The 26,332-nt window shown below is 61.0% G+C and carries 25 protein-coding genes and 2 pseudogenes; 13 read left to right on the forward strand and 14 right to left on the reverse strand.

The annotated features are described in order from the left end of the window. Window positions 1–5: 5 nt before the first annotated feature. Entirely contained in the window at window positions 6–998 is a 993-nt protein-coding gene (locus CN673_RS18560) for a TAXI family TRAP transporter solute-binding subunit (protein ID WP_099867898.1), read from the reverse strand. A gap of 15 nt (window positions 999–1,013) precedes the next feature. After that, window positions 1,014–3,125 carry a TRAP transporter permease gene (locus tag CN673_RS18565; RefSeq protein WP_099867899.1) on the reverse strand — a complete coding sequence of 704 codons (2,112 nt, stop codon included), beginning with the start codon at window positions 3,123–3,125 and terminating at the stop codon, window positions 1,014–1,016. A gap of 118 nt (window positions 3,126–3,243) precedes the next feature. On the opposite strand from CN673_RS18565, the gene CN673_RS18570 reads away from it, so the two are divergent. Continuing rightward, window positions 3,244–3,966, forward strand: coding sequence for a GntR family transcriptional regulator (locus CN673_RS18570; RefSeq protein WP_099867900.1), 723 nt, complete (start codon window positions 3,244–3,246; stop codon window positions 3,964–3,966). 22 nt (window positions 3,967–3,988) lie between these two features. Here CN673_RS18570 and CN673_RS18575 read toward each other — a convergent pair whose 3' ends face one another. The 5 genes from CN673_RS18575 to CN673_RS18595 all read right to left on the reverse strand — a co-directional run bounded on the left by CN673_RS18575 (window position 3,989) and on the right by CN673_RS18595 (window position 8,620). Then, a complete protein-coding gene (locus CN673_RS18575; RefSeq protein ID WP_099867901.1) occupies window positions 3,989–5,044 on the reverse strand; it encodes an L-idonate 5-dehydrogenase in 1,056 nt (351 codons plus the stop codon). A 13-nt stretch (window positions 5,045–5,057) separates the two neighbouring features. Continuing rightward, window positions 5,058–6,338, reverse strand: a complete 1,281-nt coding sequence (locus tag CN673_RS18580) for a TRAP transporter large permease (RefSeq protein WP_099867902.1) — start codon at window positions 6,336–6,338, stop codon at window positions 5,058–5,060. A 1-nt stretch (window position 6,339) separates the two neighbouring features. Then, entirely contained in the window at window positions 6,340–6,846 is a 507-nt protein-coding gene (locus CN673_RS18585; protein WP_099867903.1) for a TRAP transporter small permease, read from the reverse strand. 63 nt (window positions 6,847–6,909) lie between these two features. Next, the gene (locus CN673_RS18590; protein WP_099867904.1) at window positions 6,910–7,887 is read right to left on the reverse strand and encodes a TRAP transporter substrate-binding protein; all 978 of its coding nucleotides are present in this window, start codon (window positions 7,885–7,887) and stop codon (window positions 6,910–6,912) included. Window positions 7,888–7,930: 43 nt separating this feature from the next. Then, window positions 7,931–8,620 (reverse strand): GntR family transcriptional regulator, encoded by a 690-nt coding sequence (locus CN673_RS18595; RefSeq protein ID WP_245409992.1) that lies wholly within the window; start codon window positions 8,618–8,620, stop codon window positions 7,931–7,933. Window positions 8,621–8,740: 120 nt separating this feature from the next. On the opposite strand from CN673_RS18595, the gene uxuA reads away from it, so the two are divergent. Next, the gene (uxuA, locus tag CN673_RS18600; protein WP_099867933.1) at window positions 8,741–9,958 is read left to right on the forward strand and encodes a mannonate dehydratase; all 1,218 of its coding nucleotides are present in this window, start codon (window positions 8,741–8,743) and stop codon (window positions 9,956–9,958) included. A gap of 15 nt (window positions 9,959–9,973) precedes the next feature. On the opposite strand, the gene cueR is transcribed toward uxuA, so the two are convergent. Then, on the reverse strand, window positions 9,974–10,366 hold the full coding sequence (gene cueR / locus CN673_RS18605) for a Cu(I)-responsive transcriptional regulator (protein WP_099867906.1): 393 nt from the start codon (window positions 10,364–10,366) through the stop codon (window positions 9,974–9,976). Window positions 10,367–10,692: 326 nt separating this feature from the next. Here cueR and CN673_RS18610 point away from each other — a divergent pair. The 5 genes and pseudogenes from CN673_RS18610 to CN673_RS20715 all read left to right on the forward strand — a co-directional run. After that, window positions 10,693–11,565: pseudogene (locus tag CN673_RS18610) on the forward strand (MBL fold metallo-hydrolase); the annotation flags it as partial. Beyond that, window positions 11,562–11,906, forward strand: a complete 345-nt coding sequence (locus CN673_RS18615; protein ID WP_370853074.1) for a metalloregulator ArsR/SmtB family transcription factor — start codon at window positions 11,562–11,564, stop codon at window positions 11,904–11,906. The pseudogene CN673_RS18610 and the gene CN673_RS18615, both read left to right, overlap by 4 nt. Next, window positions 11,903–12,331, forward strand: coding sequence for a YeeE/YedE family protein (locus CN673_RS18620; RefSeq protein ID WP_099867908.1), 429 nt, complete (start codon window positions 11,903–11,905; stop codon window positions 12,329–12,331). Before CN673_RS18615 ends, CN673_RS18620 begins: the two co-directional genes overlap by 4 nt. A gap of 5 nt (window positions 12,332–12,336) precedes the next feature. Continuing rightward, a complete protein-coding gene (locus CN673_RS18625) occupies window positions 12,337–12,768 on the forward strand; it encodes a DUF6691 family protein (protein ID WP_099867909.1) in 432 nt (143 codons plus the stop codon). A gap of 24 nt (window positions 12,769–12,792) precedes the next feature. Continuing rightward, window positions 12,793–12,903: pseudogene (locus CN673_RS20715) on the forward strand (SulP family inorganic anion transporter); the annotation flags it as partial. 71 nt (window positions 12,904–12,974) lie between these two features. On the opposite strand, the gene CN673_RS18635 reads toward CN673_RS20715, so the two are convergent. The 5 genes from CN673_RS18635 to CN673_RS18655 form a co-directional block, all read right to left on the reverse strand. Continuing rightward, entirely contained in the window at window positions 12,975–13,625 is a 651-nt protein-coding gene (locus tag CN673_RS18635; RefSeq protein ID WP_099867911.1) for a phosphoribosyltransferase, read from the reverse strand. A 136-nt stretch (window positions 13,626–13,761) separates the two neighbouring features. Beyond that, window positions 13,762–14,958: an efflux RND transporter periplasmic adaptor subunit gene (locus CN673_RS18640; RefSeq protein ID WP_099867912.1), complete on the reverse strand. Its 1,197-nt coding sequence runs from the start codon at window positions 14,956–14,958 to the stop codon at window positions 13,762–13,764. Window positions 14,959–14,960: 2 nt separating this feature from the next. Then, window positions 14,961–17,315: an ABC transporter permease gene (locus CN673_RS18645; protein WP_099867913.1), complete on the reverse strand. Its 2,355-nt coding sequence runs from the start codon at window positions 17,313–17,315 to the stop codon at window positions 14,961–14,963. After that, complete coding sequence (locus tag CN673_RS18650; RefSeq protein WP_099867935.1) at window positions 17,316–17,993, reverse strand: ABC transporter ATP-binding protein; 678 nt, start codon at window positions 17,991–17,993, stop codon at window positions 17,316–17,318. Window positions 17,994–18,097: 104 nt separating this feature from the next. Beyond that, window positions 18,098–18,628, reverse strand: a complete 531-nt coding sequence (locus tag CN673_RS18655) for an Hsp20/alpha crystallin family protein (RefSeq protein ID WP_099867914.1) — start codon at window positions 18,626–18,628, stop codon at window positions 18,098–18,100. 360 nt (window positions 18,629–18,988) lie between these two features. Between CN673_RS18655 and CN673_RS18660 the strand changes: the two genes are divergently transcribed. Next, window positions 18,989–20,518 (forward strand): PAS domain S-box protein, encoded by a 1,530-nt coding sequence (locus CN673_RS18660; RefSeq protein ID WP_099867915.1) that lies wholly within the window; start codon window positions 18,989–18,991, stop codon window positions 20,516–20,518. Between the two features lie 6 nt (window positions 20,519–20,524). Here the strand turns inward: CN673_RS18660 and CN673_RS18665 are convergent, their stop codons facing one another. Then, entirely contained in the window at window positions 20,525–21,262 is a 738-nt protein-coding gene (locus CN673_RS18665) for a response regulator (RefSeq protein WP_099867916.1), read from the reverse strand. Between the two features lie 120 nt (window positions 21,263–21,382). On the opposite strand from CN673_RS18665, the gene CN673_RS18670 reads away from it, so the two are divergent. From CN673_RS18670 to rnk, 5 genes are all read left to right on the forward strand, one after another. Then, on the forward strand, window positions 21,383–22,063 hold the full coding sequence (locus CN673_RS18670) for a helix-turn-helix domain-containing protein (protein WP_198586059.1): 681 nt from the start codon (window positions 21,383–21,385) through the stop codon (window positions 22,061–22,063). A 66-nt stretch (window positions 22,064–22,129) separates the two neighbouring features. Next, the gene (locus CN673_RS18675) at window positions 22,130–22,534 is read left to right on the forward strand and encodes a hypothetical protein (RefSeq protein ID WP_099867918.1); all 405 of its coding nucleotides are present in this window, start codon (window positions 22,130–22,132) and stop codon (window positions 22,532–22,534) included. Between the two features lie 169 nt (window positions 22,535–22,703). After that, window positions 22,704–23,351: a BON domain-containing protein gene (locus CN673_RS18680; RefSeq protein ID WP_099867919.1), complete on the forward strand. Its 648-nt coding sequence runs from the start codon at window positions 22,704–22,706 to the stop codon at window positions 23,349–23,351. A gap of 2,101 nt (window positions 23,352–25,452) precedes the next feature. Then, window positions 25,453–25,578: a hypothetical protein gene (locus CN673_RS21495; protein WP_280951203.1), complete on the forward strand. Its 126-nt coding sequence runs from the start codon at window positions 25,453–25,455 to the stop codon at window positions 25,576–25,578. 365 nt (window positions 25,579–25,943) lie between these two features. Next, window positions 25,944–26,332, forward strand: a 389-nt coding sequence (rnk, locus tag CN673_RS18685) for a nucleoside diphosphate kinase regulator (RefSeq protein ID WP_099867920.1), incomplete at its 3' end; no start/stop codon positions are given.

Raw genomic sequence — 26,332 nt, forward strand, 5'->3', positions numbered from 1 at the left:
TTATCTCACTCCGCCATGTCGGCGGGGACGACCGCATCCGAGAGTTCGATCCCCTGCTCACGGTAGTAGCGGACGGCACCGGGGTGATAAGGCATGAAGTCGTTCGCCGAAACGTTCTCCAGCAAGGTTTCCTTGGCCGACGCATGTGTGGCGACCAGATCGTCCTGGTTCTCGAAGACGGCCTTGACGATCTCGTAGGCGAGCGACTCCGGCATCCGGTCGTTCGTGAAGGCGACGTTCCACATTGCCAGCGTCTCGATATCGTCCGGCTGGGAACTGTAGGTGTTGGCGGGGATCGTGAATTCGACCGCGTAGGGCACCGTGTCGCGCAGCGTCTCGATCTCCTCCTGGGAGAGCCCGAAGAAGACCGTCGGCGCCAGCGTTTCCAGTTCGGAGAACGCTGCGATCGGCAGTCCGGCGGCCGTGGTCACGGCGTCGAGGCGGCCGTCGGCGAGCTGCGAAGTCTGGTCGCCCAGGGGGCCGTTCTGAACGGACGCCTCGATGGCCAGCGTTTCCAGCCAGCGCGCCCAATAGGTACCACCCGTGCCGCCGCGCGGGCCCGCACCGATCGTCTTGCCGGCAAGATCGGACACCGAGCTTATGCCGCTTCGCTCGAGGGCTGCGGCCTGGAATGGCGTGATATACATCGGGAAAAGCGCGCGCACATCGCTGTATTGCGTGCCCGGATCGAGATCGAGCTCGCCCTGCATGGCTTCATAGGCAGGGCCCATCGTGGTCAGGCCGATATTGACCCGGTCGGAATGAACCAGCACCAGATTCTGAGTTGGGCCCTGGGTCTGCTGGGTGGATGCCGGAACACCGACATGGCTCGAGATGATGCTGGCGACACCCTGACCGTAGATGGCGTGGGTCCCGCCCGGAGAGGCGGTGCCGATGACCACGGTGTTGGGCCAGTCGCTGCGATCGGCCTCCTGTGCGGTGGCCGGCAGGATCGCTGCCGTGCCGAGGGCGAGTGCGTAAAGGGTCGTTCTGATCATTTGGTCCTCCTCTGATCAGTTTCCGGATGAAGGGTGTGTGGTGCGCGCGCGGGCGCGCAGGGTGCGATAGGCGACGAAGGCCGCGATCGCGATCAGGCCAGCAATGTCGGTGTAGATGTCGCCTGCAATGAGCAGCAGCGCCGCTGCGGCCAGAAAAATGCGCAGGAAGACCGGCATGCGTCCGGCGAACCAGCCCTCCGAGGCGGTGGCCAGTCCCCAGACCCCGATAAGCGCCGTCAACGTCGTCCTCACGATCTCGACAACGCTGCCATCGAGCAGGACGCCCTGATTGTGAATGAAGAGGAACGGCACGATGAATGCGGCGATGCCGTAACGCACGGACTTGAACGCCGTTTTCCACGGGTCAGCCCCGGCAAGCGCCGCACCGGCGAAGGCGGAAAGCGCGATCGGCGGCGTGATCGTCGATATCACCGCATAGTAGAAGATGAAGAGATGGACCGGCAGGATGGGCAATCCCATGCGCTGCAGCGCCGGCGCGACCACGCTGGCGGCAATGGCGTAGGCGGCGGTGGTCGGCATGCCCATGCCGAGGATCAGCGCGATGATCATGGCAAAGACGAGCGCCAGCATCTCGCTCTGCCCCGCAACGCCGAGAAGCAGCGCCGAAAACCGTCCGCCGAGGCCCGTCAGTCCGATGACGCCGACCACGATACCGGCGCAGGCGCAGACTGCCGCAAGCTGCAGCGACTGGCGCGTGCCGATGGACAACGCTTCGAGGATGTCGCTGGCCGTTCCCTTGAGGGCGCCGGCCACCGCCGCATGCCGACCTGCGATCGCTGCGGCAAGAACAGCCAGAAGCCCGAGGGTAAAGGCTATGCCGCCATGCGTGTTGGCCGGAAGTCCTGGGAGGAACAATACGGTTACCAGCGCGCAAAGGATCGGCGCGACGTGGACGCGTGTATCGACCCCCAATCGTTGCTGCAGCATCACGAGAACGGAAATCGCGATGCCCCAAGAACCAGCCGAGATGATGGAAAAGCCGGCAAAAAGGAAGATGAGGAGAACCGCGAGCGGAGCGAGAACGAAAGCGTCCCGCATCATCGGCCTCAAGGGCGGCAGCTCCGAGCGCGGCAGGCCCTCGATGCCTTCCTTGCGCGCCTCCAGATCGATGTGCACATAAACCGCGAAGTAGTAGAGAAGGCACGGTATCAGCGCCGCGACGATGATCGTGGTGTAGGGAATGCCGGTCACCTCGGCCATGATGAACGCGCCGGCGCCCATGATCGGAGGGGTAAGCTGGCCGCCCGTGGAGGCCGCAGCCTCGATTGCGCCGGCACTGGACGGCTTGTACCCGACCCGCTTCATGACCGGGATGGTGAAGGTGCCGGAGGCAACCACATTGGCGACGCCCGAGCCCGAAATCATCCCGAATAGAATCGAGCCGAAGAGCGAAACCTTGGCCGGTCCACCGCGCAGCCAGCCAAAGGCGCCGAACGCGAGGTTCATGAAGAAGTCGCCGACCTTGGAGACCTGAAGAAAGGCGGCAAAAAGCACGAAGAGCACAATGTAGAGGGCCGCCGCTGCCGTCGTGATGCCGAAGATGCCTTCCATGGAATAGACGAAGGTCGTGAACTCTCCGAAGCTATAGCCCCTGTGGAAGAGGACGCCTGGCAGCCATGGGCCGACGAAGCCGTAGAGGATGAAGATGCCGGCAAGGATCGGCAAGGCGAGTCCCGATGTCCGCCGCGTGAATTCGATCACGACGACAATCCCGGCGGTCGCCACCAGCACGTCGGTCGAGGTCATCAAGACGCCGGTGCGCAGGATCAGCGCATCGAGGTTCCACCAGATGTATCCGGCTGCACCGATCGCCCCGACGGACAGAAGCATGTCGATCGCAGGCACCTTGTCGCCCGGTCGGCCGAACGGCGCATAAAGCGCGAAGGCGATGACGGCCGCGATATTGACGTGCAGGGCCCGGAACACCCAGGCGTCGAGCTGAACGAAGTTCAATACCATCAGGTGGAAGGCCGCGTAGAGGACGCAAAGCGCCCCTACCGTGGCTTTCTGCCAGCCATTCAGGTTTCTGACGGTCGATCCGAAATCGAACTTCTCCGCATCTTCGACAGCGGCTTCGACGGACACGTTTTCAGTATGACCAGACAAGGCTTCCTCCCATCCGCATTTTCAGGTACGGACTTATTTTCTGGTACGTACATACGCAGGTCATTGTGACGAGTCAACGACGTTGCTAGGGAAGAAGCGGAGAAACGAAGGGGCGGGAATGGGCAAACGTCCGATTTATGCGGAGCTGTCGGAGCGTCTGGTGCAAGCGATCAAGCAGGGCGACCATGGCGTCGGCGCGCTCATGCCGACCGAATTGGAACTGGCAGCGGCACACGGCGTAAGCCGCGCCACGGTCCGCTCCGCCCTCGACAGGATCGAGTCGATGGGCTTCGTCACACGTCAGAAGGGCGTGGGCACGCGCGTGATCGCCGCCAATCCGCATGGGTATGATGCTTCGACGGCATCGCTTGAGGAACTCGCCCATTTTGGTGCCGCGACGGAGCGCATCATCTTCGGCCAGCATGAGGTCGTCGCTGACGAGGATCTGGCGCTGCGCATGGGATGCGCAGCCGGTAAGCGCTGGTATCTCGTCAGCGTCGTTCGGATCGAACCCGACTCCAAAGATCCGCCGATCTGCTGGACCGATAACTATATCGCGCCCGCCTATGCTGACGTGGCGACGGTGCTGCCGGGACAACGGGGTCTGATCACCGATCTGATCGCCGAGCGGTATGGCGTGATCGTCGACGAAGTCATCCAGACGATCAGGCCCACTCTGCTGGATTCTCAAATCGCGGAGGCCTTAAAAAGCACGTCCGGTGCGCCCGCCCTGGAGATCGTGCGGCGATACCAATCGGCCGGCAGCCCGATCTGCATTTCGATCTCGCAGCATCCCGGAGACCGGTTCAGCTACCGCATGACCCTCAAGCGCCGATCGTAGGATTGGAGCGGTTCGAAATTGTTCAGCGCATCGTCAGTTGCATCTTGGTGCATTGCGTCCGGTCGGCAGCGACCTTGAACGCCTCCACGGCATCGGCAAGATCAACCGAGCCTGTGATGATCGGCCGGACGTCGATCTGGCGTCGATCGATCAGGCCAACGGCTTGCGCATACTCGCCGACGAAGCGGTGCGTTCCGACGAAGGCGATTTCCTTGCCGACCAGAAGGTTCAGCGGAACGGTAACGTCACCGGCAACCCCAACTTCAACGAGCGTACCCTGCGGCCGGATGGCATTGACGGCGCCGCGGATCGCAGGCCCGGCCGCCGAACATTCAAACACCATGTCGAACGTGCCCTTGTCCGCGCCGTAAGCGTCCAGCCGTTCCGGCTCGTGTGTCATGTTGATCGTCACGTCGGCCCCCATGGCGCGCGCGACGGCGAGCGCAGCATCTTGCAGGTCGGTGACTACGATCTGGCCGACACCGGCATGACGCAACGCCGCGACCGTAAGCGCGCCAATCGGCCCTGCGCCGGTTACCAGAACGGATATCCCTTGCAACGCTCCGGCCACCTGTATGGCGCGGTTGAGCGCGTGCAGACAGACGGCCAGCGGCTCGGCGCAGGCCGCCTCGCCGAGCGACACCTCGGGATTGGCGATTTTCTCACACTGGAAGTCGCTGACGATCATCAGATCGCGAAAACCGCCCTGTTCGTGCGGATAGCGCAACGCCGAACCGAAGAACCGCATCGCCAGGCAATGTTGTTGGAGACCCTCGCGGCAATAGCGGCACGCATTGCAGGGCCGGCTGGGATTGACGGCGACGCGATCGCCGATCGCCACCTGTTCGACCCCCTCACCGACCGCGCGAACGGTGCCGGCAACCTCGTGGCCAAGGATGATCGGCTCGCGCACCCTGATCGGGCCGAACCCTCCGTCCTGGTAATAGTGGAGGTCGGAGCCGCAAATGCCGCCCGCGCCCATGGCGACGAGCACCTCGCCCGGGCCTGGTTCTCCAATCTCGATCTCCTCGATCCTGATATCGCCCTTTGCGTGAAGGCGGCACACGCGCGTTTTCATGTCGGTTCTCCGATCAGGGGGCCATTAGCGTCGTCGGAAGCCAGGTGGCGAGCGGCGGGACGAAGGAGACCAGAAGCAGCACCAGCACGTTGGCGAGCAGGAAGGGCATGATTGCCTTCACAACCGGCAACAGCGGCAAACGCGCGATGTTGGCGCAGATGAAAAGGCAGACACCAACCGGCGGCGTCGTCAGACCCAGCATGAGGTTCAGGACGGCGAAGGTCGCGAAGTGCAACGGTTCGATTCCGACGGCTGTCGCGAGCGTCAATAGCGGAACGAACAGGATGATGAGCGCTGCGATCGTCTCCATGAACATGCCGACGAAAAGCAGCAGCAGATTGATCAGTATGATGATCAGATATTTGTTGTCGGTGATCGAAAGGACCGCGGAGACGATCATCTGCGGTATGCGCTCTGCAGACAGGATCGAACCGAAGACGTTGGCGAAACCGACGAGTGCGAGGATGCCGGCCGAAGACACGGCACTGTCGACGAGAATCTTGGGAACACGGCTGATGGGCAGCTCGCGGTAGACGAACGCGCCGACGACAAAGGCGTAGATCGCGGCGACGATCGCCGTTTCGGTCGGCGTTGCGAGGCCGCTCATCAGGCCTCCGACGATCAGACCGGTCATGGCGATGGCCCAGAAGGCGCCCGAAAACGAAAGAGCCAGTTCCCGCAAGCCCTTCCATTCCTGGCGGGGGAAATTCCGGCGCACCGATATGACATAGCAGGTGATCATCATCCCGATGCCAAGCAGGATGCCCGGAATGGCACCAGCCAGGAACATCTGCCCGACCGAAATGCCGGACAGAGCCCCGACGATGATCATCGGAACGCTTGGGGGGATCATGGGACCGACGGTCGAGGACGCTGCCGTTATCGCGGCGGAAAAGTCGGCCGGATAGCCCGATTTCTTCATGCCCGGAATCAAGACGGAACCGAGCGACGCGGCGTCGGCCACGGCCGTTCCGGATATGCCGCCGAAGAGCATGGATCCGGCCACATTGGTCATGCCAAGCCCGCCGCGCATCCAGCCGACAAGCGCATTGGCGAAGCGGATGATCCGTTCCGTGATGCCGCCGCCATTCATCAGGTTGCCGGCGAGGATGAAGCCCGGAATGCACAGGAGCACGAAGACGTCGATGCCGGCATACATGCGTTGCGGGATCACGACGAGCGGCAGCCCGGCAGCCACGATATAGGCCAGCGATGACAGACCAAGGCTGACGGCAACGGGAACGCCGAGCGCCAGGGTGATCAGGAAGGTTCCGAACAGCCAGAACAGATCCACGCTAGTCCTCCTCGGCGAATTGGGTGCGGCCGTCCTCTATGCCGGCGACCATGCCGACAACGCGCAGCAGCGCGAACACGAAAAGAGTGATGGAAAGAACGAGAACGCTGGCATGGATGATATCCATGGACCAGCGCAGGCTCGGCGATGTCTGCATGGCGCCGATTGACGTGAAGCGCCAGGCAGGTCCGATCATGACGAGTGCCAGACCGGCGGTCGCGGCCGCCGAAAGAAGTCGCATCCACCACGAAACGCGCTCGGAAACGGCTTCCTGCAGAATGTCCACATTGACAAGGTCGCCAGAGCGATAGGAAAGGCCAACGCCGAATGCAGCGAGATAGAGCAGCATGAAGCGCGACAGTTCCTCGGTCCAGATCGGAGAACTTGCCGAGAAGGTGCGCGTGAAGACCTGGATCGCCACTGTTGCGATCAGGACAGCGAAGACGGCTCCAAGCAAGACCCGGCAGGCCAGACTGAGGCCGACGATGAAGGTGGACATCGCTTTCATGGCAAGCTCGCCTCGTTGGGTGGCAAGCGCGGCTGTTTCCAGCCGCGCCTTTGGATGGTCGCCTTAGCGGGCAAAAAGGTCCTCGACGATCGGACGAATGCTTTCGTCGACACTGTTGATGACCGGCTCGCGCGCTGCTTCCGCGAATGCGGCCGTGTCGACCTCGGTGAATGTCATGCCCTTGGCTTCCAGGTCTTCGCGGATAGCCTGCTCATCGGCCAGGAACTGCTCGCGCTCGAATTCCTGCGCGGCTGCAGCCGCCGTCATGACATGGCCCTGGTCCTCTTCCGAAAGCTGGTTCCAGACCTGTTCGGAGATTGTCAGGTAGATCCACGAACGAACATGCTCCGTCAGGTTCACGTGGGTCTGGACCTCGTTGAACGAAGCCGACTGGATGAGCGCCAGCGGATTCTCCTGGGCGTCGATCGTGCCGTTCTGCAGCGAGGTGAAGACCTCCGAGAACGCCATAGGCGTCGGCGCGGCACCGAGCGCGGACCAGGTGTCGACGAAGAGCGGCACGTTCGGCACGCGCATACGCAGTCCGTCGAGCTCTTCCGGCGTGGTGATCGCGCGGTTGGCGGTCAGATTGCGCGGTCCCCGCGCGAAATAGGCGATGGGACGAACCTGCGCCTGCTCGATCACCTGCGCCTCGATCTGGTCGCCGATCTCGCCGCTGGCGATTTCGTCCATCTGCTCAAGCGATTGATAGGCGTAGGGAACGGCGAGAAGCGCCGCCATCGGCGCCCAGTTCTGCAGGCTTTCACCGGTAATGGTCATCTCGACCGTACCAAGCTGCATGCCGTTGATCAGGTCCATTTCGCGACCGAGCGAGTCGTTCGGAAAGACCTCGACTGCGATACGCCCGTCGGTCAACGCCGACAGCTCTTCGCCGAATTTGACCGAAGCCTTGTGCCAGGAGTTCTGTTCATTGGCCAGATGACCGAGCTTGAGGGTCAGTTCCTGCGCAGACCCGATGCCAATCATCATGGCGGAGAAGGCAAGCCCGGCCGCCAGCGTTTTCATGGTTGTCTTGAATGTCATGTCATTCCTCCCTTTAGGTTTGAGAATGGTGAAGTGGCGGTTGTCACCGCGCCCCGAACAGATCGGGACGAGCCTTGGCCACTTCAGGCAGCGATTTGAGAATTTCGCGCAGATGTGTGCGCATGGCGGCCTCGGCGCGGCCGGCGTCGCCGGCGACGATCGCGTCGACGATCGCCTCGTGCTGGCCGATCAGGAGCCGCACATGCAGCCGCTCGACACTGAGATAACGCACGCGGTCCATCTGCGCCTTCACCTCTTCGATGACCCGCCAGGCGTAGGACTTGCCGGCAAGATCGGCGAGTGTGCGGTGAAACAACTCGTCGAGGACGACGAAACCGTCGACATCGTCGTCGGCGACACGTTTCTGGGCGGCGATCTGCCGCTCCAGTTCGGCAAGGACGCCAGCGTCGCGGCGCTCGACAACGAGCTTCACGACATCCGCCTCGATCGCCTCGCGCACAAAGCGCGCATCCATCACCGCATTGGTCGAGATTGGCGTGATCATCGTGCCGCGCTGCGGCCGGATCTGAACGAGCCCGGCTTCGGCCAGCTTGATGAAGGCCTCGCGCACCGGCTGACGTGACACGGCATATTCGCGCGCGATCTCGGTCTCCGAGATCAGCTCGCCAGGCACGAGTTCAGTGTGGACGATGCGATCGCGCAGGAGGCGGTAAAGCTGCGGCGCGATGGCCGTCGCTTCATTGAGATTGGATGTGATGGCGCTGGCGTGCACGGTCACGGCGTCCTCCTTGTCAAAACTATCCTCCATACTTCCATACTAGTCAACACCTGTGCTATGACGATCGCGTCGGCGTGGATCGCGCCGCAGCATGCAGCAAGGGGAAGAGAGAGCATGAAGCAGACTTGGCGGTGGTTCGGACCCCGGGATCTCACGACTGTTGACGACATGCGCCAGGCCGGCGTCGAGGGTGTGGTCAGCGCGCTTCATCATGTCCCGACAGGCGCCGTCTGGAGCATTGAGGAAATCGCCGGACGGCAGGAAGAAATCGGCCGGATGAAGGACGGAACGCCGTCGAACCTCAACTGGGATGTGGTGGAAAGCCTGCCGGTCTCAGAAGACGTCAAGAAGCAGAAAGGCGAATGGCGCGATCATATCGCCAACTACAAGAAAAGCCTCGCCAATCTGGCCGAGCGCGGCATCGAGACCGTTTGCTACAATTTCATGCCGGTGCTTGACTGGACCCGGACCGATCTTGCCTACCGCGTCGATCACGGCGGCACGTGCATGCGTTTCGATCTCATCGACTTCGCCGCCTTCGACATTCACATTCTCAAGCGGAGGAACGCCGCCGAAGACTTCACGCAATCACTTGCAGAAGCGGCGTCGGAACGCTTTGCCGGCATGAGCGACGAGCGCAAGCGTCAATTGGCCGCCAACGTCACCGCGGGACTGCCCGGATCGACCGAAAGTCTCTCGACGGACGACGTGCTGCACCATCTTGCCGAATACGACACCATCGATGGTGATCGACTGCGCGCCAATTTCGTTGCCTTTCTTGAAGAGGTGGCTCCCGTCGCCGAGCGGCTCGGCATGCGGCTGTGCTGCCACCCCGACGATCCGCCCTTCCCCCTGCTCGGGCTGCCGCGCATCATGTCGACCGCCGACGACTACCGCGTTATCCTGGATGCGGTCGATACGCCGGCAAGCGGCATGACGCTCTGCTCCGGTTCGCTGGGCGCGCGCCGGGACAACGATCTGCCGGGCATGATGCGCAGCTTTGGCCCGCGCGTGCATTTCCTGCATCTGCGCAACGTGACGGTGGAAGGTCCCGACATGCCCGCATCGTTCCACGAGGCCGAGCATCTTGGCGGGGACACGGACATGGTCGCGCTGATGATAGAGGTCGTGAAGGAGGAAGCGCGTCGCAAGGCACAGGGACGCGCTGACCATCAGATTCCCATGCGCCCGGATCATGGGCAGGACATTATCGACGACCTCAATCGCCGCGGACAGCCGGGCTACCCGATCATCGGGCGACTGAAGGGACTCGCCGAGTTGCGCGGCATCATGACGGCACTGACGCACTCGGCCGTGGCGCTTGAGGCGTGACGACGACAGCGCGGCTCATGGCGTTTTGCCTGCCAGATCCTCGATGATCGGGCAGTCCGGCCTGGCGTCCCCGTGACAATGCCGGGCAAGATGGAAGAGCGTCGCCCTCAATGCGTTGAGCTCTTCGATCTTCCGGTCGACCTCCTCGATCTTCTCCAGCGTCATCGCCTTCACGTCCGCGCTTGCACGGTTCTTGTTGTCATAGAGTGAAAGCAGATGCCGACACTCCTCGATGCTGAAGCCAAGGCTGCGGGCCCTTTGCAGGAAACGCAGGCGATGAACGTCGTCGTCGGTATAATCCCGGTATCCGTTCGCGGCTCTGCGCGGGCGGATCAGGTCGATATCCTCATAGTAGCGAATGGTCTTGGGCGGCAGGCTCGACCGTTCACTGGCACCTTTGATGTTCATGTCACGCGGTTCCCAGCTTCACTGCACCCAGAAGCGAAGTCCCGTCAGTTACAACGAACGCCCCCGCCAGCCAGCGGTTTGCGGCGCGTCTCCCTCGATGAGCCGGGACGATCATACTTTGTTTTTTCTATTGCGTTTTTACGCAATCGTTTTTATATTTTCATTATCTGATGAACCTACCGAGATTCATCGAAGAGAACCACCCAATCCCGCCGCCCGGGCAACATCTGGCCAAGATTTGCCCGAAGCGGTCAGATGCTCGACGCCAACGACCGAATGACCGAAACATCCCGATAACCAAGCAGACGAGTATCATGATGAGCGACCGACCCGATGTGAAGGCCTTTTTCGACAAGCGTACCTATTCGGTGCAGTACGTCGTTTCCGATCCCGCAACGAAGACGTGCGCCATCATCGATCCGGTGCTGGATTTCGACGAGAAGTCGGGCGCGACGGCGACGATCAACGCTGACCGCATTCTCGACTACATCGCCTCGGAGGGCCTTTCGGTCGAGTGGATACTCGACACTCATCCCCATGCCGACCATTTTTCCGCGGCGCGATACCTGAAGGAGAAGACCGGCGCACTGACCGCCATCGGCGAGAAGGTGGTCGAGGTTCAAAAGCTCTGGAAGGCCTTCTACAACTGGCCCGGCTTTCCCGCGGACGGCTCGCAATGGGACAAGCTTTTTGCCGAAGGCGAGACCTTCAAGCTCGGCGAGATCGACGCGAAGGTGCTGTTTTCGCCCGGCCATACGCTGGCCTCGATCACCTATGTGATCGGCGACGCCGCCTTCGTCCACGACACGCTGTTCATGCCGGATTCGGGCACGGCGCGGGCCGACTTTCCCGGCGGCAGCGCATCGCGGCTGTGGGATTCGATCCAGCAGATCCTCGCTCTGCCGGACGCGACCCGCATCTTCGTCGGCCACGACTATCAGCCTGGCGGGCGCGAGCCACGGTGGGAATCGACCGTCGCCGAACAAAAGGCGTCGAACACGCACATGGCCAAGTGCCACACGAAGGACGCGTTCGTCACCGTTCGCGAAAAGCGCGACGCGACCTTGCCGATGCCCAAGTTGATCCTGCACGCGCTGCAGGTCAACATCAATGGCGGCCGCCTTCCCGCGCCGGAGGCGAATGGCAAGCGCTACCTCAAATTCCCGCTCGATGTTCTGGAGGGTGCGGCATGGGAATGACGGCCATGCCACGCGACCTTACGCCGGAGACGGCCGAGATGGTCGAAAACGCCGCCGAGGCGGCCGAGTTCCTGAAGAGGCTCGCTCATCCCTCGCGGCTGATGATCGTCTGCGCACTCGTCGATGGCGAGCGTTCGGTGCGTGATCTGGAAGACACGCTCGGGATCCGCCAACCGGGCCTTTCGCAGCAGATCGCCGAACTGCGCGAGGCCGGCTTCATCACCGGCCGCAAGGAATCCAAGCACATGTATTACCGGCTCGAAGACGGCCGCGTATCGGAATTCATTTCGATGATGCACGCCATGTTCTGCGCCGCGCCGGGCAAAGGATCGAACCCATGACCGAATTCACTCCGCTCGCCTCGCTCGTCGGCGGCATGATGATCGGCCTTTCGGCCGTGCTTCTCATGTTCTGGGAAGGCCGTATCGCAGGCATCTCGGGGATTGCCAGCCGGCTCCTGCCGCCCTACCGCGATGGCGCGTTCCTGTCCCGCTTCGGCTTCGTCATCGGCCTCGTCGCTGCGCCGCTCGCCATGATCGCTATCGGGGGCATCGATGTCAGCCAGACGGTGTCCTCGAACATCCCGCTGATGATCGCCGCCGGGCTTCTCGTCGGTTTCGGCTCGGTCTGGGGCAATGGCTGCACGTCGGGACACGGCGTGTGCGGCCTGTCGCGGCTGTCGACCCGCTCCTTCATCGCCACCGGCATCTTCATGGCGACTGCCTTCGTCACGGTCTTCCTCGTTCGTCACGTGATTGGAGGCTGAAGCCCATGTCCTTCTTCGTCAATCTCGCGCTCGGCCTTCTCTTCGGCGCCGGCCTCGTCGTCTCCGGCATGTCGGATCCGGCGAAGGTTCTGAACTTCCTCGACCTCTTCGGCACATTTGACCCCTCGCTCGCCTTCGTCATGGGCGGCGCGGTGCTGGTGACCTTCATCGGCTATCGTCTCGTGCTGGCGCGCGGCGAGCCGATCATCGGGACCCGTTTCCATATGCCGACACGCAATGACATCGACACGCGCATCGTCGCCGGCCCCGCGATCTTCGGCATCGGCTGGGGTCTCGGCGGGTTCTGCCCGGGTCCGGCGCTGACCGCCCTCGGCCTCGGCGCCACCGGCACCTTCGCCTTCATCCCCGCCATGATCCTCGGCATGTGGGCCGCAAGGCTGCTCGCCGAAGGCAATTCGGCACGGCGCACCGCCTGAGGCGGGCAACGATCGAAAGACCACAACATGGTCGCGGCGATCATCGTCACCATCATGCCGATCCCGCAGTCGCTCGCCTGTGCGATGCTGGCGTGCCTGCCGGACGAGATCGGGCTCTACGCCTCATCGTCGCCGTTCTGTCCCTGGCGAATGTTGCTTGCAGACACTGCACGGTACGAACGCGATGATCCCGTTCCAACCGCGGTTCAACCCTGCTTCAGCAACCCAAGGATTTCTCTGTCCGTCATCTGGTGAAAGTCATCGTAGTAGGCACCCACGCCGAAAAAGCGATCTGCCGTATGAAGACAGACAACAGTGTCCGCAACCAGCCCAATCTCTTCAATCGTCTGCCTCGGTGCAACGGGGACCGCGACGCAGATAGCTCTCGGCTCTTGCTGCTTCATCGCCATGATGGCTGCCTTCATCGTCGCCCCCGTGGCAAGGCCGTCATCGACCAGAATGGCAGTGCGCCCGGTCGGATCGATCGGCTCGCGGTCGCCGAGATAACAGGCACGGCGGCGCTCGAGCTCTTCAAGTTCAGTGTCCCGAGCATATTTCAGGTAATGCTCGTCGGCGCCGGAAGCCCTTCGCACGTCTTCATTCACCACCGTAAGCGGGCTGGCCCCGTCGACGACCGCACCAAGAGCCACTTCAGGTGCGCCGGGAGCCCCGAATTTGCGGACCATGATGAGGTCCAGCGGCACGCCGAACTGCAACGCGATTTCCAGCCCAACGGGAACACCGCCGCGTGGAAGCGCGTAGACGACTGGGTCGTCAGGCTTCAATGCCTCGATCCGCGCGGCCAACTCCTTGCCGGCAGCGGCGCGGTCTGCAAATTTGCGAATCGGATTTTCCATGATCCGGTTTGCTCCGACAAATCTCGCAAGGTCGATGAGTTGGACGCATCGTCCAAGTCCTCGATACCGCTTTCATCGACTGCATTCGCGATCTTGCCCGCATTGAACGCGATGAACCCCGTCAAGGGGTCGAAATTTAAAGCTGTCTGGTAATGAGTGCCCCCTCGCGCAACGTGTCCGAGGGGTGAAGCACGACGATATCCCCAACCTTGAGCCCATTGAGAACCTCCGCCTCTTCATCGTTCATTCGACCGATCTCGACGGTTACCGTCGTCACGCGATCATCGACGATGCGAAACACCTGCCAGTCGCTGCCATGGCGGAAAAGTGCGCTGATCGGCACGGTCAGGCAGCGCTTGCAATCCCAGACCGCCAGTTCGACCACCACCCTGAACTGATGACCGAGCCGCGGATCGGTGTTCACCAGATCGAGGATTGCGTCTACCCGCTGCTCCTCTATGCCGAGTGCCGAAACCTTGGTGAAGGCTGCAGTACCGATCTTGCGTACCACCGCATCAAGGCTCCGATCGCCGCCCCATTCGCGCACACGCGCCGCATTGCCGGGTGCGATCCTCACCGCATCGGCTGACAAGAGATCGACGACGACTTCCATCCGAGCCGTGTCGCCGATTTCGGCTATGGCGGCACCTGCCCCCACGGTCTGCTCGCTGCGCACATGCACGGCCAGCACCGTGCCGTCGGCTGGTGCACGCAAATCGACACAGCAGCCATTGCTGCTGGCAGCCTCGATATGCGGGACCACAAGACGCGCCTCGGCCGCGGCAAGCTCGGCCTGGCGAAAGGTGATGGTCTCGCCTGCGGCCTGCGCGGTCTCCTCCAGCATGCGAACCGCGCTGGACGCCCGCTGCAGGCTGCTTTCCGAGATGACGCCAGTCTGCGAGAGTTTCAGCGACCGCTGAAAATCCTCCCTTGCCAGTTCCAGTTCGCTGCGCGCGCGCCGCAATTCGCTTTCTGCAATCGCGACCGCCGACCGCGCCGCGTCGCGCGCGGCCAGCAGCTCTGCGTGTGCTCTTGAGTCGATGAATGGTGGATCGGGAGGATGGATGGACGCGATAACTGTCTGTCCCTGCTTAACTTCATCCCCCTCCTCGAGAAGCGTCCTGGCAAGGTGGCCGGCAATCGGCGTCGACACGACATAGACATCGCGCACGCGCGTGATGCCGTCCTCGCGAATGGTGACGTGCATCGCGTCTTCGCGAACAGTCGCGACGTCGACTGAGACGGGACGCTCACGCAGCGCCCACCAGCCCGCCGCGGTAACGCTCATCGCAATAGCCGCATAGAGGATCCGGCCGGGCCAAGGGCTGCGCATCGCTATTCCCTCGTCTTCAACACGCGCACCAGGTCCAGCCGGTCGACGCGTCTGCGCACGATGAGTGCCGATATCGCGGCCACGGTAACGACGATGAGGCTCGACTTGGCATAGGTCGCACGCTCGATCACGAACGGGATGCGAAAAAGATCGCTCTCGAAGCCGCGAACGACCGACCAGGCAAAGCCGGTGCCAAGCAGCCATCCAACAGGCTGCGCGATTGCGATAAGAACGATGATTTCGGTCAGGAGAACACCCGACGCCTCCGACCGAGAGAAACCAAGAACGCGCAGGCTGGCCAACTCGCGTGCACGTTCGGAAAGATGGATGCGGGCGGTGTTGTAGACCACCCCGAAGGTGATGATGACGGCGAGCGCCACATAGACGCTGGTCATGATGAAAATGTTGTTCTCGATCGTCTCGCGGAAATGCGCGTGAGAAACCCTCTGCAGGGCGATGGCGCCTATGCCCGGCGTCGCCTTGACGGCATGGTAGAACTGCGGAAGTTGGGCAACATCGAGCGCAAGGCGCGCGCCGCTTATACGAGGCCCGTCACCGATCAGCCTGTCCAGAGCTTCCGGGCTCATGAAGACGGCTAGTCCGACATAGCTTTCGATGACGGCCGACACACTCACCGATACCCGACGCCCGCCAAAGTCCAGCAATTCGACCTCGACCATGTCACCTGATTTGAGCTCCAGAAGCGCCGCCACCCGCTCCGAGATGAGCAATCCGACCGGAGGAATGATCGTGACGTTCATCTTCTTGTCGAGAGGCCGGAAGAGATCAGCATTCACTGCGATGCTTGTGATTGACAGTCGACGAGCACGATGATCGCGGCGCAGGACCACCAGTGTCGACCGGTACGGTTCGGCCCGCATGACGCCGGGGAGCCGGCGCAAGGAACTGAGCGCGCCAGGACCGGCTGCCTCGCTCAGCATCACCGTGGCGTCCTGCCGTTCGGTGCGGAAGAAGACCGTGTCGATCATGAAGGCGACCGAGTCATAAGTGAAAAGCGCCGTGATGAGCAGACCAACGGCCAGAGACGTTCCGAAGGCGGTCATGGCCGCACGCAGCGGCCACCGAAGCAGATGCCGGATTGCCATCAGATTCAACTGCGAGATGTGCCGCGTGACACCTCGACCGAGGAACGAGCGATACCCGACTGGTTGGGGCGGCAACATCGCCACCGCCGGAGTGAGCCGCAGGACGCCGACAATGGCGCGGACGCTTCCGGCCAGGGCCGCCGATACGCTGAATGCTCCGGCGACGGCATAAAGATCCATGCTGTCGCTGAAGACGAGGAATGGAAAGGAATAGAATGACGCGTAAAGACGCGTCATGCCCCGGCCGAGAACATTTCCGAATAGGAAACCGATCAGGATGCCCAAGACTGCGATCACCAGCGTCAGCTTGGTGAAATGCCAGCCGATCGCAATCGAACCATATCCGACAGCCTTCATCAGTCCGATCTGTTCGCGCTCGAGTGCAATGAGTCGCGTCAGCACCATGTTGACCAGAAAGGCCGACAGCAGCAGGAAGATCGGCGGGACGACTGCGGCCATCGCGCGAAGCTGCATCAACTCGTTATCCAGAAACGCGTGAGATGTCTGCTGGCTGCGATCGATCGTACCCGTTCCGCCATAGGGCTTGAGTATTGCGTCGAGTGCCATGGAGACATCATTGAGAAGAACGCCGGGCTGCAGCCGCAGCGCGATGTCGTTGAACGCACCTTCCATGTCATGGACCGCCGCCATTGCTGATCGCGGCATGAAGATGACGGCGAAGCGGCGGGGATCCGGGACCATGTCGCCCGGGCCGATCGCATAGACATATTCCGGAGACAGAACGATCGCGGTCAACGTCAGCGTCTGCCGCTTGCCATTCAAGAGCACGGAAAACCGGTCGCCCGGCTGGAGCCCGTGAGCCAGTGCAAAGCTCTCGAGCACGGCGACCTCGCCCGCCCGCCCGCTGTCCGGCCAGCGGCCGGATCGCAGATAAAGGCGATTTACGGCCGGCTGAGTATCCGGAATGGAGACGGCAATTCCGGTACCGGGCTCGCTCATGCCTTCGATGTCAATAATAAACGGCTTGACGATACGCAGTTCGACCGACCTGACGCCCGGTATCTGCAGGATGGGTTCGCGCAACGAAAGCGGTGCCCGGTTCAGGCCTGCAAATGCTGTGGCGAAACGGTAGCGATCGTAGAATGCCGAACGCGTCTCGCTCAGCGAACGATAGGCGCCGAGCGCGAGAATGATCGTCGCGACACCGCAGGCCATGACGAGCGATATCGCCGTGATCTGGACCCACAACCGGCAAACGTCGCGGCGCAGCTTGCGGTCAAGCGCACTCATCTACCAGCTCACCGCATGGGGTGGAAGACGCTGCGTATTCGTTGCCTCCTCTGCAATACGCCCATCGCGGAACGTTACTACCCGGTCCGCTATCTGCCGGATGGCGGCATTGTGGGTGATGATCGCGATCGTGGTGCCGAGCTCGGCATTGACACGGATCAAAGCTTCCAAAACGACAATGCCGGTTCTGGAATCAAGCGCGCCGGTCGGTTCGTCACACAGCATGATTTCGGGACGCTTCGCGATCGCCCGAGCGATCGCCACGCGCTGCTGTTCTCCGCCCGAAAGCTGGGCAGGAAAATGATCGAGACGCTCGTTTAGACCCACTCTCGCGAGTGCCTCTGCGGGATCCATTGGATCTTTTGCAATGTCGGTAACGAGCGCCACGTTTTCGCTCGCCGTCAGGCTTGGAATGAGATTGTAGAACTGGAAGACGAAGCCGACATGATCGCGGCGAAACCTCGTGAGTTTGCGCTCCGAACAAGCCGTCAGATCGAGGTTGCCAAACCAGGCCTTTCCCGATGACGCGCGGTCCAGTCCGCCGACGAGATTGAGAAAGGTTGACTTCCCGCTTCCCGACGGCCCGAGCAGAACGACGATCTCTCCGCGACAGAAACTGAAATCGACCGCCCGAAGCGCCGCCACATCGACGTCTCCGGAGCGATAGATCTTGGTCAGCCTCTCGGCCCGCAGGATGGGTTGCGCCGCCCCACCCTCCCGACTTCCTGACGGTGATGAGGAGGCCGCTCCACCCTGCGCAGCGCGGCAGAGCGGCTCGATCATCATGCCGCCTTGACGGGTATCGTCTTCTCGGCCTGTCGGGCTTCCGCACTTTTCGGAAGCCTCACGGTCAGGACTCCTTTTGTGAAGCTCGCTTCGATGCCATTCGTATCCACCCCTTCCGGCACCTGGAAGGAGCGCTGGAACGAGCCGAAACGTCTTTCGGAAAGGAAATAATCCTTTTCCTTCTCTTCCTTGCTCTCCGACTTTTCCCCACGGATCGTAAGCAGATGGTTGTTGAGCCTGATCTCCACGTGATCCTGGTCGATGCCAGGGAGTTCCGCAGTGATCTCGTATTCCTTCTCTTTCTCGGCAACGTCAAAGGCCGGATTTATGGCCATATCTGACATCGCCGCGGGCAAACCGAGGGAAAGCGATGAACCGCGCGCACCCGACCGCCATCCGAACGGGTGGAAGTCTTCGAAGAGCCGGTCGACTTCGCGTCTGAGACTGTCGAAAGGGTTCCAATCTCTCTGGACCGTTGGCGATGCCGCTTCTTTCTTGATAGGAAACTTGGTCGTCGTTTCAGCCATGATCACCTCCGTTGGAATGGCCGCGGGCAGCGCCCATTTCCTTCAATGCGCAGCCCATCGGCGGCATACGGAGCTTGCACTGATCGACCTTCGGGCTCATTGACTGTGATCAATCTGCTTTTTGCCGGAAGACGCAGGCCGCGATCGGCCAGAGGGCTCGATATCCCATTCCGGAAAATGAGCCCTAAAATCCCATAGTGCTGATACCTGTCCGACACGCTTCGCGCGAAGCTCGACGCCGAGAGCTGGCGTTCTCAATCAGGAGGCTGATCTGCACGACTCGGCGCTGCTGCGCCCGGCGCTTGCGCACACCGGCAAGCGGTCGTAGCGTCACCGTGGACAACGACCGCTCGGACAGAAATGCCGTCAGATAGCGATACCGGAGGCCAGGCTGCAAAGCTGAGAGCCATTCTCGAATCGGCGCTCGACGCAATCATCACGATCGATAGCCAAGGCATTATCACGACGGCAAACCCGGCGGCAGAAGCGCTGTTCGGGTATGCAGCGGAGGAGTTCATCGGCCGCAACATTCGGTTTCTGATGCCCGACCCCTACCGGACAGAGCACGATCGATACATCGCCAACTATCTCAATACCGGGCAGCGCAGGATTATTGGCATCGGGCGCGAGGTGAGCGGCCTGAAGCGCGATGGCACCGTCTTCCCGATGCATCTCGCGGTTAGTGAATTCGAGATCGCAGGAGTGCGGTATTTCACCGGCATCATTCATGATCTTACGCAGTCCAAGGCAACCGAACGAGCCTTGCGAGAGGCACAGAAAATGGAAGCGCTCGGTCAATTGACCGGTGGCATCGCACACGACTTCAACAATCTGCTGACAGTGATCCTCGGCAACATCGAGATGCTCGAAAGCCGTCTTTCCGATCGCGAGCAAAGAGACCTCGCCAAAGAGGCGCTGGAGGCGGCCGAGGCGGGGGCTCGCCTCACGTCTCGATTGCTTGCCTTTGCGAGACGCAGCCATCTCGAACCGGAACCGGTGAACCTCAACCAGTTCGTCCTGAGCCTCACCGATATCCTCCACCGCACACTGGGAGAAACAATTCAGCTGAGCACGGTTCTTGACCCAAGCCTCTGGCCGGTCAAGGTGGACCCCTCCCAAGTCGAAAGCGCGATCGTCAACCTCGCGGTGAACGCTCGCGATGCCATGCCGAAGGGCGGGCGGCTGGTGCTCGAGACGAGCAATGCAAGGCTTGATGCCGATGCCATCGCCGGGCTCCAAGATTTGCCAGCCGGGGATTATGTACGCCTGTCGGTGACGGACACGGGGCATGGTATGCCGCAAGAAGTCCGCGAACGCGCATTCGAGCCGTTCTTCACCACCAAGGAGACCGGCCGCGGCACGGGCCTCGGCCTTTCGATGGTCTACGGGCTGGCGAAACAATCGGGCGGTCACGCCACGATCTACAGCGAAATCGACAATGGAACATCGGTCAATCTCTATCTGCCGCGCAGTGATGGCGGCATGGGTACGGCCGCTGGCGCGTTGGATGACCAGGGTGCGTTCATGGGCGCAGGCGAGCGCATCCTCGTCGTCGAGGACGACGAACGGGTCAGGCGCCTCACCGTCGAACGGCTGCGCCGCCTCAATTACCGCGTCCTGGACGCTGCGGACGCCAAAGCGGCGCTGCATATTATCGCGAATGAACCGGCGATCGATCTTGTTTTCAGCGATCTCGTCATGCCCGGCAAGATGGACGGGCGGGATCTCGCGCGTGCGATCGCCACACGTTATCCCCAAATACGCGTGCTTCTGACATCCGGCTATTCGGAAGATGTGGTGCGGGCGGCCGAGCTCCGCGCCACTAGAATTCTCAGAAAGCCTTATCGGCAGACCGAGTTGGCAGAGGCGATAGCGAAGGCTCTCATCTGAAGCGGGTCAGCCTTTGTGCATGGCCCTTGGGGCGAAACAATAACCGATCCCACGCACTGTCTTGATCAGGCGCGGGCGGGAAGGGTCGTCCTCGATCTTCTTGCGCAGACGCGCGACCTGGTTGTCGATCGTGCGATCGGTCGGCGTCCAGTCGCGACCCTTGAGAAGATCCATGATGAGATCTCGATCCAGAACACGGTTCGCATGGCGAACGAATACCGCAAGAAGGTCGAACTCCGCGGTTGTCAGATCACACGAAGCGCCGCTTGGCCCGACGAGCTCGCGCTGGTTGAACTCCAGCCTATATCCGTCGAAGGCGATCGCGTTTTCGCTCTCCGCTTTCCGCTCCATGGCTCGCCCGGCGGACTGATCGGCTCGGCTGCGGCGCAGCACCGAGCGGATACGGGCAAGGACTTCGCGCAGGTGAAATGGCTTTGCGACATAGTCATCCGCCCCAAGTTCCAGACCGACAACCTTGTCCACCATATCCGACTTTCCGGTGATGATGATGATGGGAACCGGAGAGGTTTCACGAACCGCGCGGGCAATGGCAAGCCCGTCGCAGCCGTCAAGATTGAGATCGAGCGTTACCAGATCAACGCCACCTTCAAGCGCGCGTTCGACGCCGGGGAGATCCTCAGCCTCATGCACAGCGAAACCTTCACCCTCGAGATAGCGTCTCAACATGCGGCGGACAGCCGGCTCGTCATCGACAACGAGGATACGGGCGCTCGGTTCACTCATCGATCTGTGTCACTGACTACAAGGAACGTGCCGATACGAATTGATACATAGCAAACGCAAGCGCGATACGCACGCATGGTCCATTGGGTCGCAGACGTTACTGGACAAGGGGTCTGTCTCATGCGCACCGTTGCCGAGAAATCCGCAGATATCCTGCCCGTGCCTCAATTCGTGGATCCGGTCGGATTTGCTTCTCTGGACCAGACCATCAGAGCGATCCGAGCCCAGGAGGCACTATTCTTCGAAGGCGATCCGTCCACGAACCTTTACGAGGTCGTCGAGGGTATTTTCCGGTCTTCCAGAATCTATAGTGACGGCCGTCGCCAGATCGTCACCTTTGCCTTTCCGGGTGATCTCGTCGGGTTCGCCCACGGTGAGTATTACCGCTTCGATTGCTACGCTCTCACTGCAGGCAAAGTCCGGCCGATCCCGCGTCACGCGCTCCTGACCGCGGTCAAGAGCAGACCTGCCCTTGCCGAAAAACTGCTCGCGGCCGCCGCTGACCAGATTTCCAGCATGCACGATCTGTCGATGATTCTGTGCCGAAAATCGGCTCTCGAACGCGTTGCTTCCTTTCTCTGCGCCTTCAGGGACAAAACAGGAGCGGCTGACTGTTTGAGATTGCCGATGACCCGAAGCGAAATCGCCGACTATCTGGGGCTGACGATCGAGACCGTGAGCCGCAACATCACCAAGCTGCGTCAGCGTCGGATCATCGAACTGCTCGAGCCGTCTTCGATCCGCATCCTCGACCTCGACAGGTTGCGGCGTATCGCGCAGGAAGATGCCTCGATCCACTGATCGCGACGACCCGCAAGCCATATGGACCTTTCCCAATCTTCGCGAACGAGAAATGGGGATAAAACCATGGCCGGTATCGGCAGTCGACATCGCGTGGCGATCTGCGTTTTCGCAGATGCCAACGCCTGCGACGATCTGATTGCAACACTCAAGGCAAGGTCTGTCGGCATCTCCATGGACGTGCACGACGGCCCATATTCCAGGCTGGAGAGAGATCTGGCGGAAGGTCCAAAGCGTGCTCACGCAGCGCGCCCCGGTTGGGTTCTGCATCTTGTGCGCCTCGGGACCTCACGAACCACCGCCAGAAGCAAAGGCTTCAGAATGGCAGATGGGCACTGGATCCTTGTGATCAGGCTGATAGACGCTGCGCACGAGCAGCGCATCTTGAGCGAACTGCTAGCCAGCAACGCCTTGTCTGTGCAGGTGCGTGATTTGGAAGAACAGGATTTGCGCTGCTTTTTTCTGCCGTGACAGCAGCACGTCTGGAAATCGAATAAGCTCTATCCCGCTCCGTCCTCAAGGCGCCGTTATGGTGCGACACCGAGATATGCAACGTCCTGTTTGATGCCGGTCAACGTCGCCGGACGGGATCCGCAGTATCTGTTGCTCGTCACAATTCCTGACGTAGCGGAGAAGGAAAATGCTGGACAATACATTGCGCCAAAACATCATCGATGAACTCGAATTCGAGCCCAGCATCGATGCTGCAGATATCGGCGTCGCCGTCGACAACGGCGTCGTCACTCTCACCGGACATGTTGCGACATACTCCGAAAAGGTGACCGCGGAAGACGTTGTCAAGCGCGTACGCGGCGTCCGCGCCATCGCGGAGGAAATCGAAGTCCGACCGGTTGGGTCATACAGCACTGCCGACGACGAAATCGCTCGACGGGTCCTGAACGTGATCAAGTGGAACACCACGATCCCGGAGGAATCCATCCAGGTGAAGGTCCAGAAGGGCTGGGTATCCCTGTCGGGAACGTTGGAATGGCAGTACCAGAAGAACGCGGTCGCCAGTGCCGTACGAAACCTGACTGGCGTCATCGGCGTCTCGAACCTCATCCAGATCAAGCCGAAAGCAACGACGGCGGACATCAAGAAGCGTATCGAGGAAGCATTCAAGCGCGATGCCGAGATTGAAGCTCAAGGCATTCGGGTCGGTGTCCGGGATGGCAAAGTCACCCTCGAAGGCCATGTGAAGGTCTGGGCCGAACGCCAAGCGGCGGAGCGCGCGGCATGGTCAGCACCAGGCGTCAAGGCGGTCGAGGATCGGATCACACTGACCTGACGAAGAACGGGCATTTCCCGCGCGTGATTTGCGGCCCGGGACGCAATACCGGGATCCGCACGCACGGCAGATCGAACGACCTGCTGGCATTTCCGTCCATCAGACGATGAGTGGCTCGCTGACCGACGCAGCGGGCCTTCGAACTATCTGGATGGTCGGTTGGAGCGGGCGATGGGGATCGAACTTCAGAATTAGATATCTGAAATCGTTACCTTTTATGTGTAGTGATTCCTCATGTACCGCGCCATGTACTGCACCAGATTATGAGGATGCTTTTCCACAGGTTCCTGACGCGGACAGCGGCCGCATCATGACAGACCCCACAATCAAATCGCGACGATTGGTTTTCGCCAGGACCGAATACCAAGGCGAACTAGACGATCCTCGAAGCTGCGGGGCATACGAACGTTCTCGGCAGACGCTATCGTCTGAAAGAGGCTTACCATTGAGGCAGAGCAAGGCAGCAGCTAGATCCTCCGCTTTATGACTTGCTTCAGCGGGATTCCTTAGGAGTCTAGGCAAGCCTCGTCCTTGGCGACATTTCCGTCCTGGGCCGGCATTCTGCCTCGACGAACGCCTAAAGCTAAGCCCAGCCACCCTAGACTGGCTTTATTTCGTCCTGTGCGGCCCACTGAGAGCATCCCGTGCGTTTCCGCGCCAAGGGAGGCAGGGGGGGGCTGACGGCGCTCAGCGGGCGTCTCTGTGGATTTACACTCTTGGCTCGGTTGTCTTCCCTGTTCTGGTGGAACTGATCGGCAACGCCCCACACACTGACGGCGCCCGCCAAGAGTGCGATCGGGAGGTAGGCCCCCATCGCGGCTCTGTCGCCGTTTGCCGATTTGAGCAATCAAGCTTGTCCGATGGAGGCGACCTCCAGGAAGCCGCTGCGTGAAACCTGGGCTTCGTTGACCAGCCGCATCGATCGGCATGCACTGACCTTTCCAGGTAAATCCCTCCGGAACTGCCCCCGTCACTCAGCGCCGCATGCAATTCGATTTGGCCCAGAACTTCAAACCGCTCCGAAACTGATGCCGGGCATTTCCGAAGCTGAATGATTTTCGATCCAGCTGGGACGCCACCATTTTATCGACCGATAGCGCGTCAGTGCGATCACTGCCAATTATTGCCTTCTCGAAAATCCGGATCTTTCTGGTGGGTCGCAAATTTCGAAAAGGCGACCTGCGATGTGAGCTGGTCGTCAGCAGCGTCATTGTCGTTGATTGGCAATCAAGAGGAACGCGACACCGAACCCCTTAAACCGTGTCAATTGCGAGGGGACGAAATAAGCTGTTTTTGGCTCGATTTATTTTCTCCCGTTTTAGGGGGGGGGGGGAGTGGGTTGGGTGGCTGAAACAGAGGAGAATCGTCAAAAATCCCCTATAAGAGAAACGGGAGAAAAAGAAATCGCCTCTTTTATCCAATGAAATCAACGCGGTATTTTCTCCCAGAGGGGGTGAATTTTGGTATTTTCTCCCGTAATTATGCATCCATATATTTGGAATTGTTAATGGAAAAACGGCGGGAGAAAATAGCCGTTTTCGACCCCTTGGGAGAAAATACCTGCATCGAATTTGCCGGTCTGATGGGTGTCTGATAATCTCGTTTAAGCCCTAGAAAAATCCCGAAAAAATTCCGAAAACTCCCACGGCCCGCGCTCAGCGCCCCCCGTGACAGCTCACCCCGGCCAGGAAGGACCCGGAGCGACCGCGCCACCGATCCGCACGGCCACGCATCCGCACGGCCTATCCCGTCACGCTCCACCACGTCTCATGATGTTCCGCGCCGTCCCGCACCTGCACCATGTACCTTTAACCGAGGCGTTCCGCCACGCCTCACCCCGTTCCAATCCGTTCCACCGCGTCCCGGTAATGTGAAGAGGGTTCGCATGCCAGGACGGACCCTGCATCGAGCGCACGGTACCGGAAGGCTTGGCAGTGGATTGAAACGAGACATCTGCACGATGCCCACGTCATCTCTTTTGCAGCGCGAGCTCAAGATCCTGGACCGAGAGCATCTGCCCATGGCATCGTTGACGCCACCACCGGCGCATCGAGCGTCTTCAATCAGTCCATGGCGGACTAATCTGGAGCGTGTGGCGACCATGAGCCTTCGGCAAGTCTACGCAGTCATGCTTGCAGGTGCTGTCATCTGGCATGGACCGACACTGCCAGCGGTCTTGATCGCTCTGGTCCTGTTCTGGTTCTTCGGCCACTGGCTTCATGAGTGATGAGATTGCGCAGCAACAGCTGGCAACCCGACTGCATTGACGAACGTCAACCACCAGCACGAACGGCTCGATCTGAAGGGCGCGTCGGCCACCCCACCGGCTGTCGCCATGGCTTGACTTTCCATGTCCGGCGGCTCACCTATTGGGCATGTACAGAACCGAGCATCACCTTCTGAGGTTTTTCAGGGTGTGCCCCATCGCGGGCACCTGACCCCCGGCTCGGTCGCGTCGCGCGCCGGCCGAGGGGCTTAGGCAGGTCCCCTTGAGGGATCGCAGCCAGACACGCGGCACCAATCCAAAATCATAATTCTGTCCTCGCACGCCATCGGTGTGCGTGTGGGCATCGTCGGTCGAGGGCGTCAATGATGGCTCCTGTGAGAAGAACAAGGCGCAAGCCGGCAATCACGGTCACACGGTTTGACAGTGACCGCCTGTCGAGCCTTGCGGAAGCGTACATTGACAGGAACCCCCTGGTCGCAGAAGCCCTGCTGTCAGAGCTCGAACGTGCCCGTGTTGTCGAGGACAGCCGGATACCGGCGAACGTGGTTCGAATGGGCTCCACGCTGCGCTTCACCAGCGACATCAAGGAGGACCGTCGCGTGACGCTTGTATTCCCCGGCGAAGCCAACATTGCCGAGGGCAAGGTGTCGATCCTCACCCCGATCGGCGCGGCCCTGATCGGACTGTCGACTGGACAGTCGATTGACTGGACGGCACGCGACGGGCGCGTCCACCGTCTGACTGTCGAGGACGT

The sequence above is a fragment of the Neopararhizobium haloflavum genome (assembly GCF_002750855.1).
GTDB lineage: Bacteria > Pseudomonadota > Alphaproteobacteria > Rhizobiales > Rhizobiaceae > Georhizobium > Georhizobium haloflavum.

Coding starts and splice junctions, on each gene's coding strand:
- CN673_RS18560 (WP_099867898.1), bottom strand. CDS start 998: ATGATCAGAACGACCCTTTACGCACTCGCCCTCGGCACGGCAGCGATC.
- CN673_RS18570 (WP_099867900.1), top strand. CDS start 3,244: ATGGGCAAACGTCCGATTTATGCGGAGCTGTCGGAGCGTCTGGTGCAA.
- CN673_RS18575 (WP_099867901.1), bottom strand. CDS start 5,044: ATGAAAACGCGCGTGTGCCGCCTTCACGCAAAGGGCGATATCAGGATC.
- CN673_RS18585 (WP_099867903.1), bottom strand. CDS start 6,846: ATGAAAGCGATGTCCACCTTCATCGTCGGCCTCAGTCTGGCCTGCCGG.
- CN673_RS18590 (WP_099867904.1), bottom strand. CDS start 7,887: ATGACATTCAAGACAACCATGAAAACGCTGGCGGCCGGGCTTGCCTTC.
- uxuA (WP_099867933.1), top strand. CDS start 8,741: ATGAAGCAGACTTGGCGGTGGTTCGGACCCCGGGATCTCACGACTGTT.
- cueR (WP_099867906.1), bottom strand. CDS start 10,366: ATGAACATCAAAGGTGCCAGTGAACGGTCGAGCCTGCCGCCCAAGACC.
- CN673_RS18615 (WP_370853074.1), top strand. CDS start 11,562: ATGACGGCCATGCCACGCGACCTTACGCCGGAGACGGCCGAGATGGTC.
- CN673_RS18620 (WP_099867908.1), top strand. CDS start 11,903: ATGACCGAATTCACTCCGCTCGCCTCGCTCGTCGGCGGCATGATGATC.
- CN673_RS18625 (WP_099867909.1), top strand. CDS start 12,337: ATGTCCTTCTTCGTCAATCTCGCGCTCGGCCTTCTCTTCGGCGCCGGC.
- CN673_RS18635 (WP_099867911.1), bottom strand. CDS start 13,625: ATGGAAAATCCGATTCGCAAATTTGCAGACCGCGCCGCTGCCGGCAAG.
- CN673_RS18640 (WP_099867912.1), bottom strand. CDS start 14,958: ATGCGCAGCCCTTGGCCCGGCCGGATCCTCTATGCGGCTATTGCGATG.
- CN673_RS18645 (WP_099867913.1), bottom strand. CDS start 17,315: ATGAGTGCGCTTGACCGCAAGCTGCGCCGCGACGTTTGCCGGTTGTGG.
- CN673_RS18655 (WP_099867914.1), bottom strand. CDS start 18,628: ATGGCTGAAACGACGACCAAGTTTCCTATCAAGAAAGAAGCGGCATCG.
- CN673_RS18660 (WP_099867915.1), top strand. CDS start 18,989: ATGCCGTCAGATAGCGATACCGGAGGCCAGGCTGCAAAGCTGAGAGCC.
- CN673_RS18665 (WP_099867916.1), bottom strand. CDS start 21,262: ATGAGTGAACCGAGCGCCCGTATCCTCGTTGTCGATGACGAGCCGGCT.
- CN673_RS18670 (WP_198586059.1), top strand. CDS start 21,383: ATGCGCACCGTTGCCGAGAAATCCGCAGATATCCTGCCCGTGCCTCAA.
- CN673_RS18675 (WP_099867918.1), top strand. CDS start 22,130: ATGGCCGGTATCGGCAGTCGACATCGCGTGGCGATCTGCGTTTTCGCA.
- CN673_RS18680 (WP_099867919.1), top strand. CDS start 22,704: ATGCTGGACAATACATTGCGCCAAAACATCATCGATGAACTCGAATTC.
- CN673_RS21495 (WP_280951203.1), top strand. CDS start 25,453: ATGAGCCTTCGGCAAGTCTACGCAGTCATGCTTGCAGGTGCTGTCATC.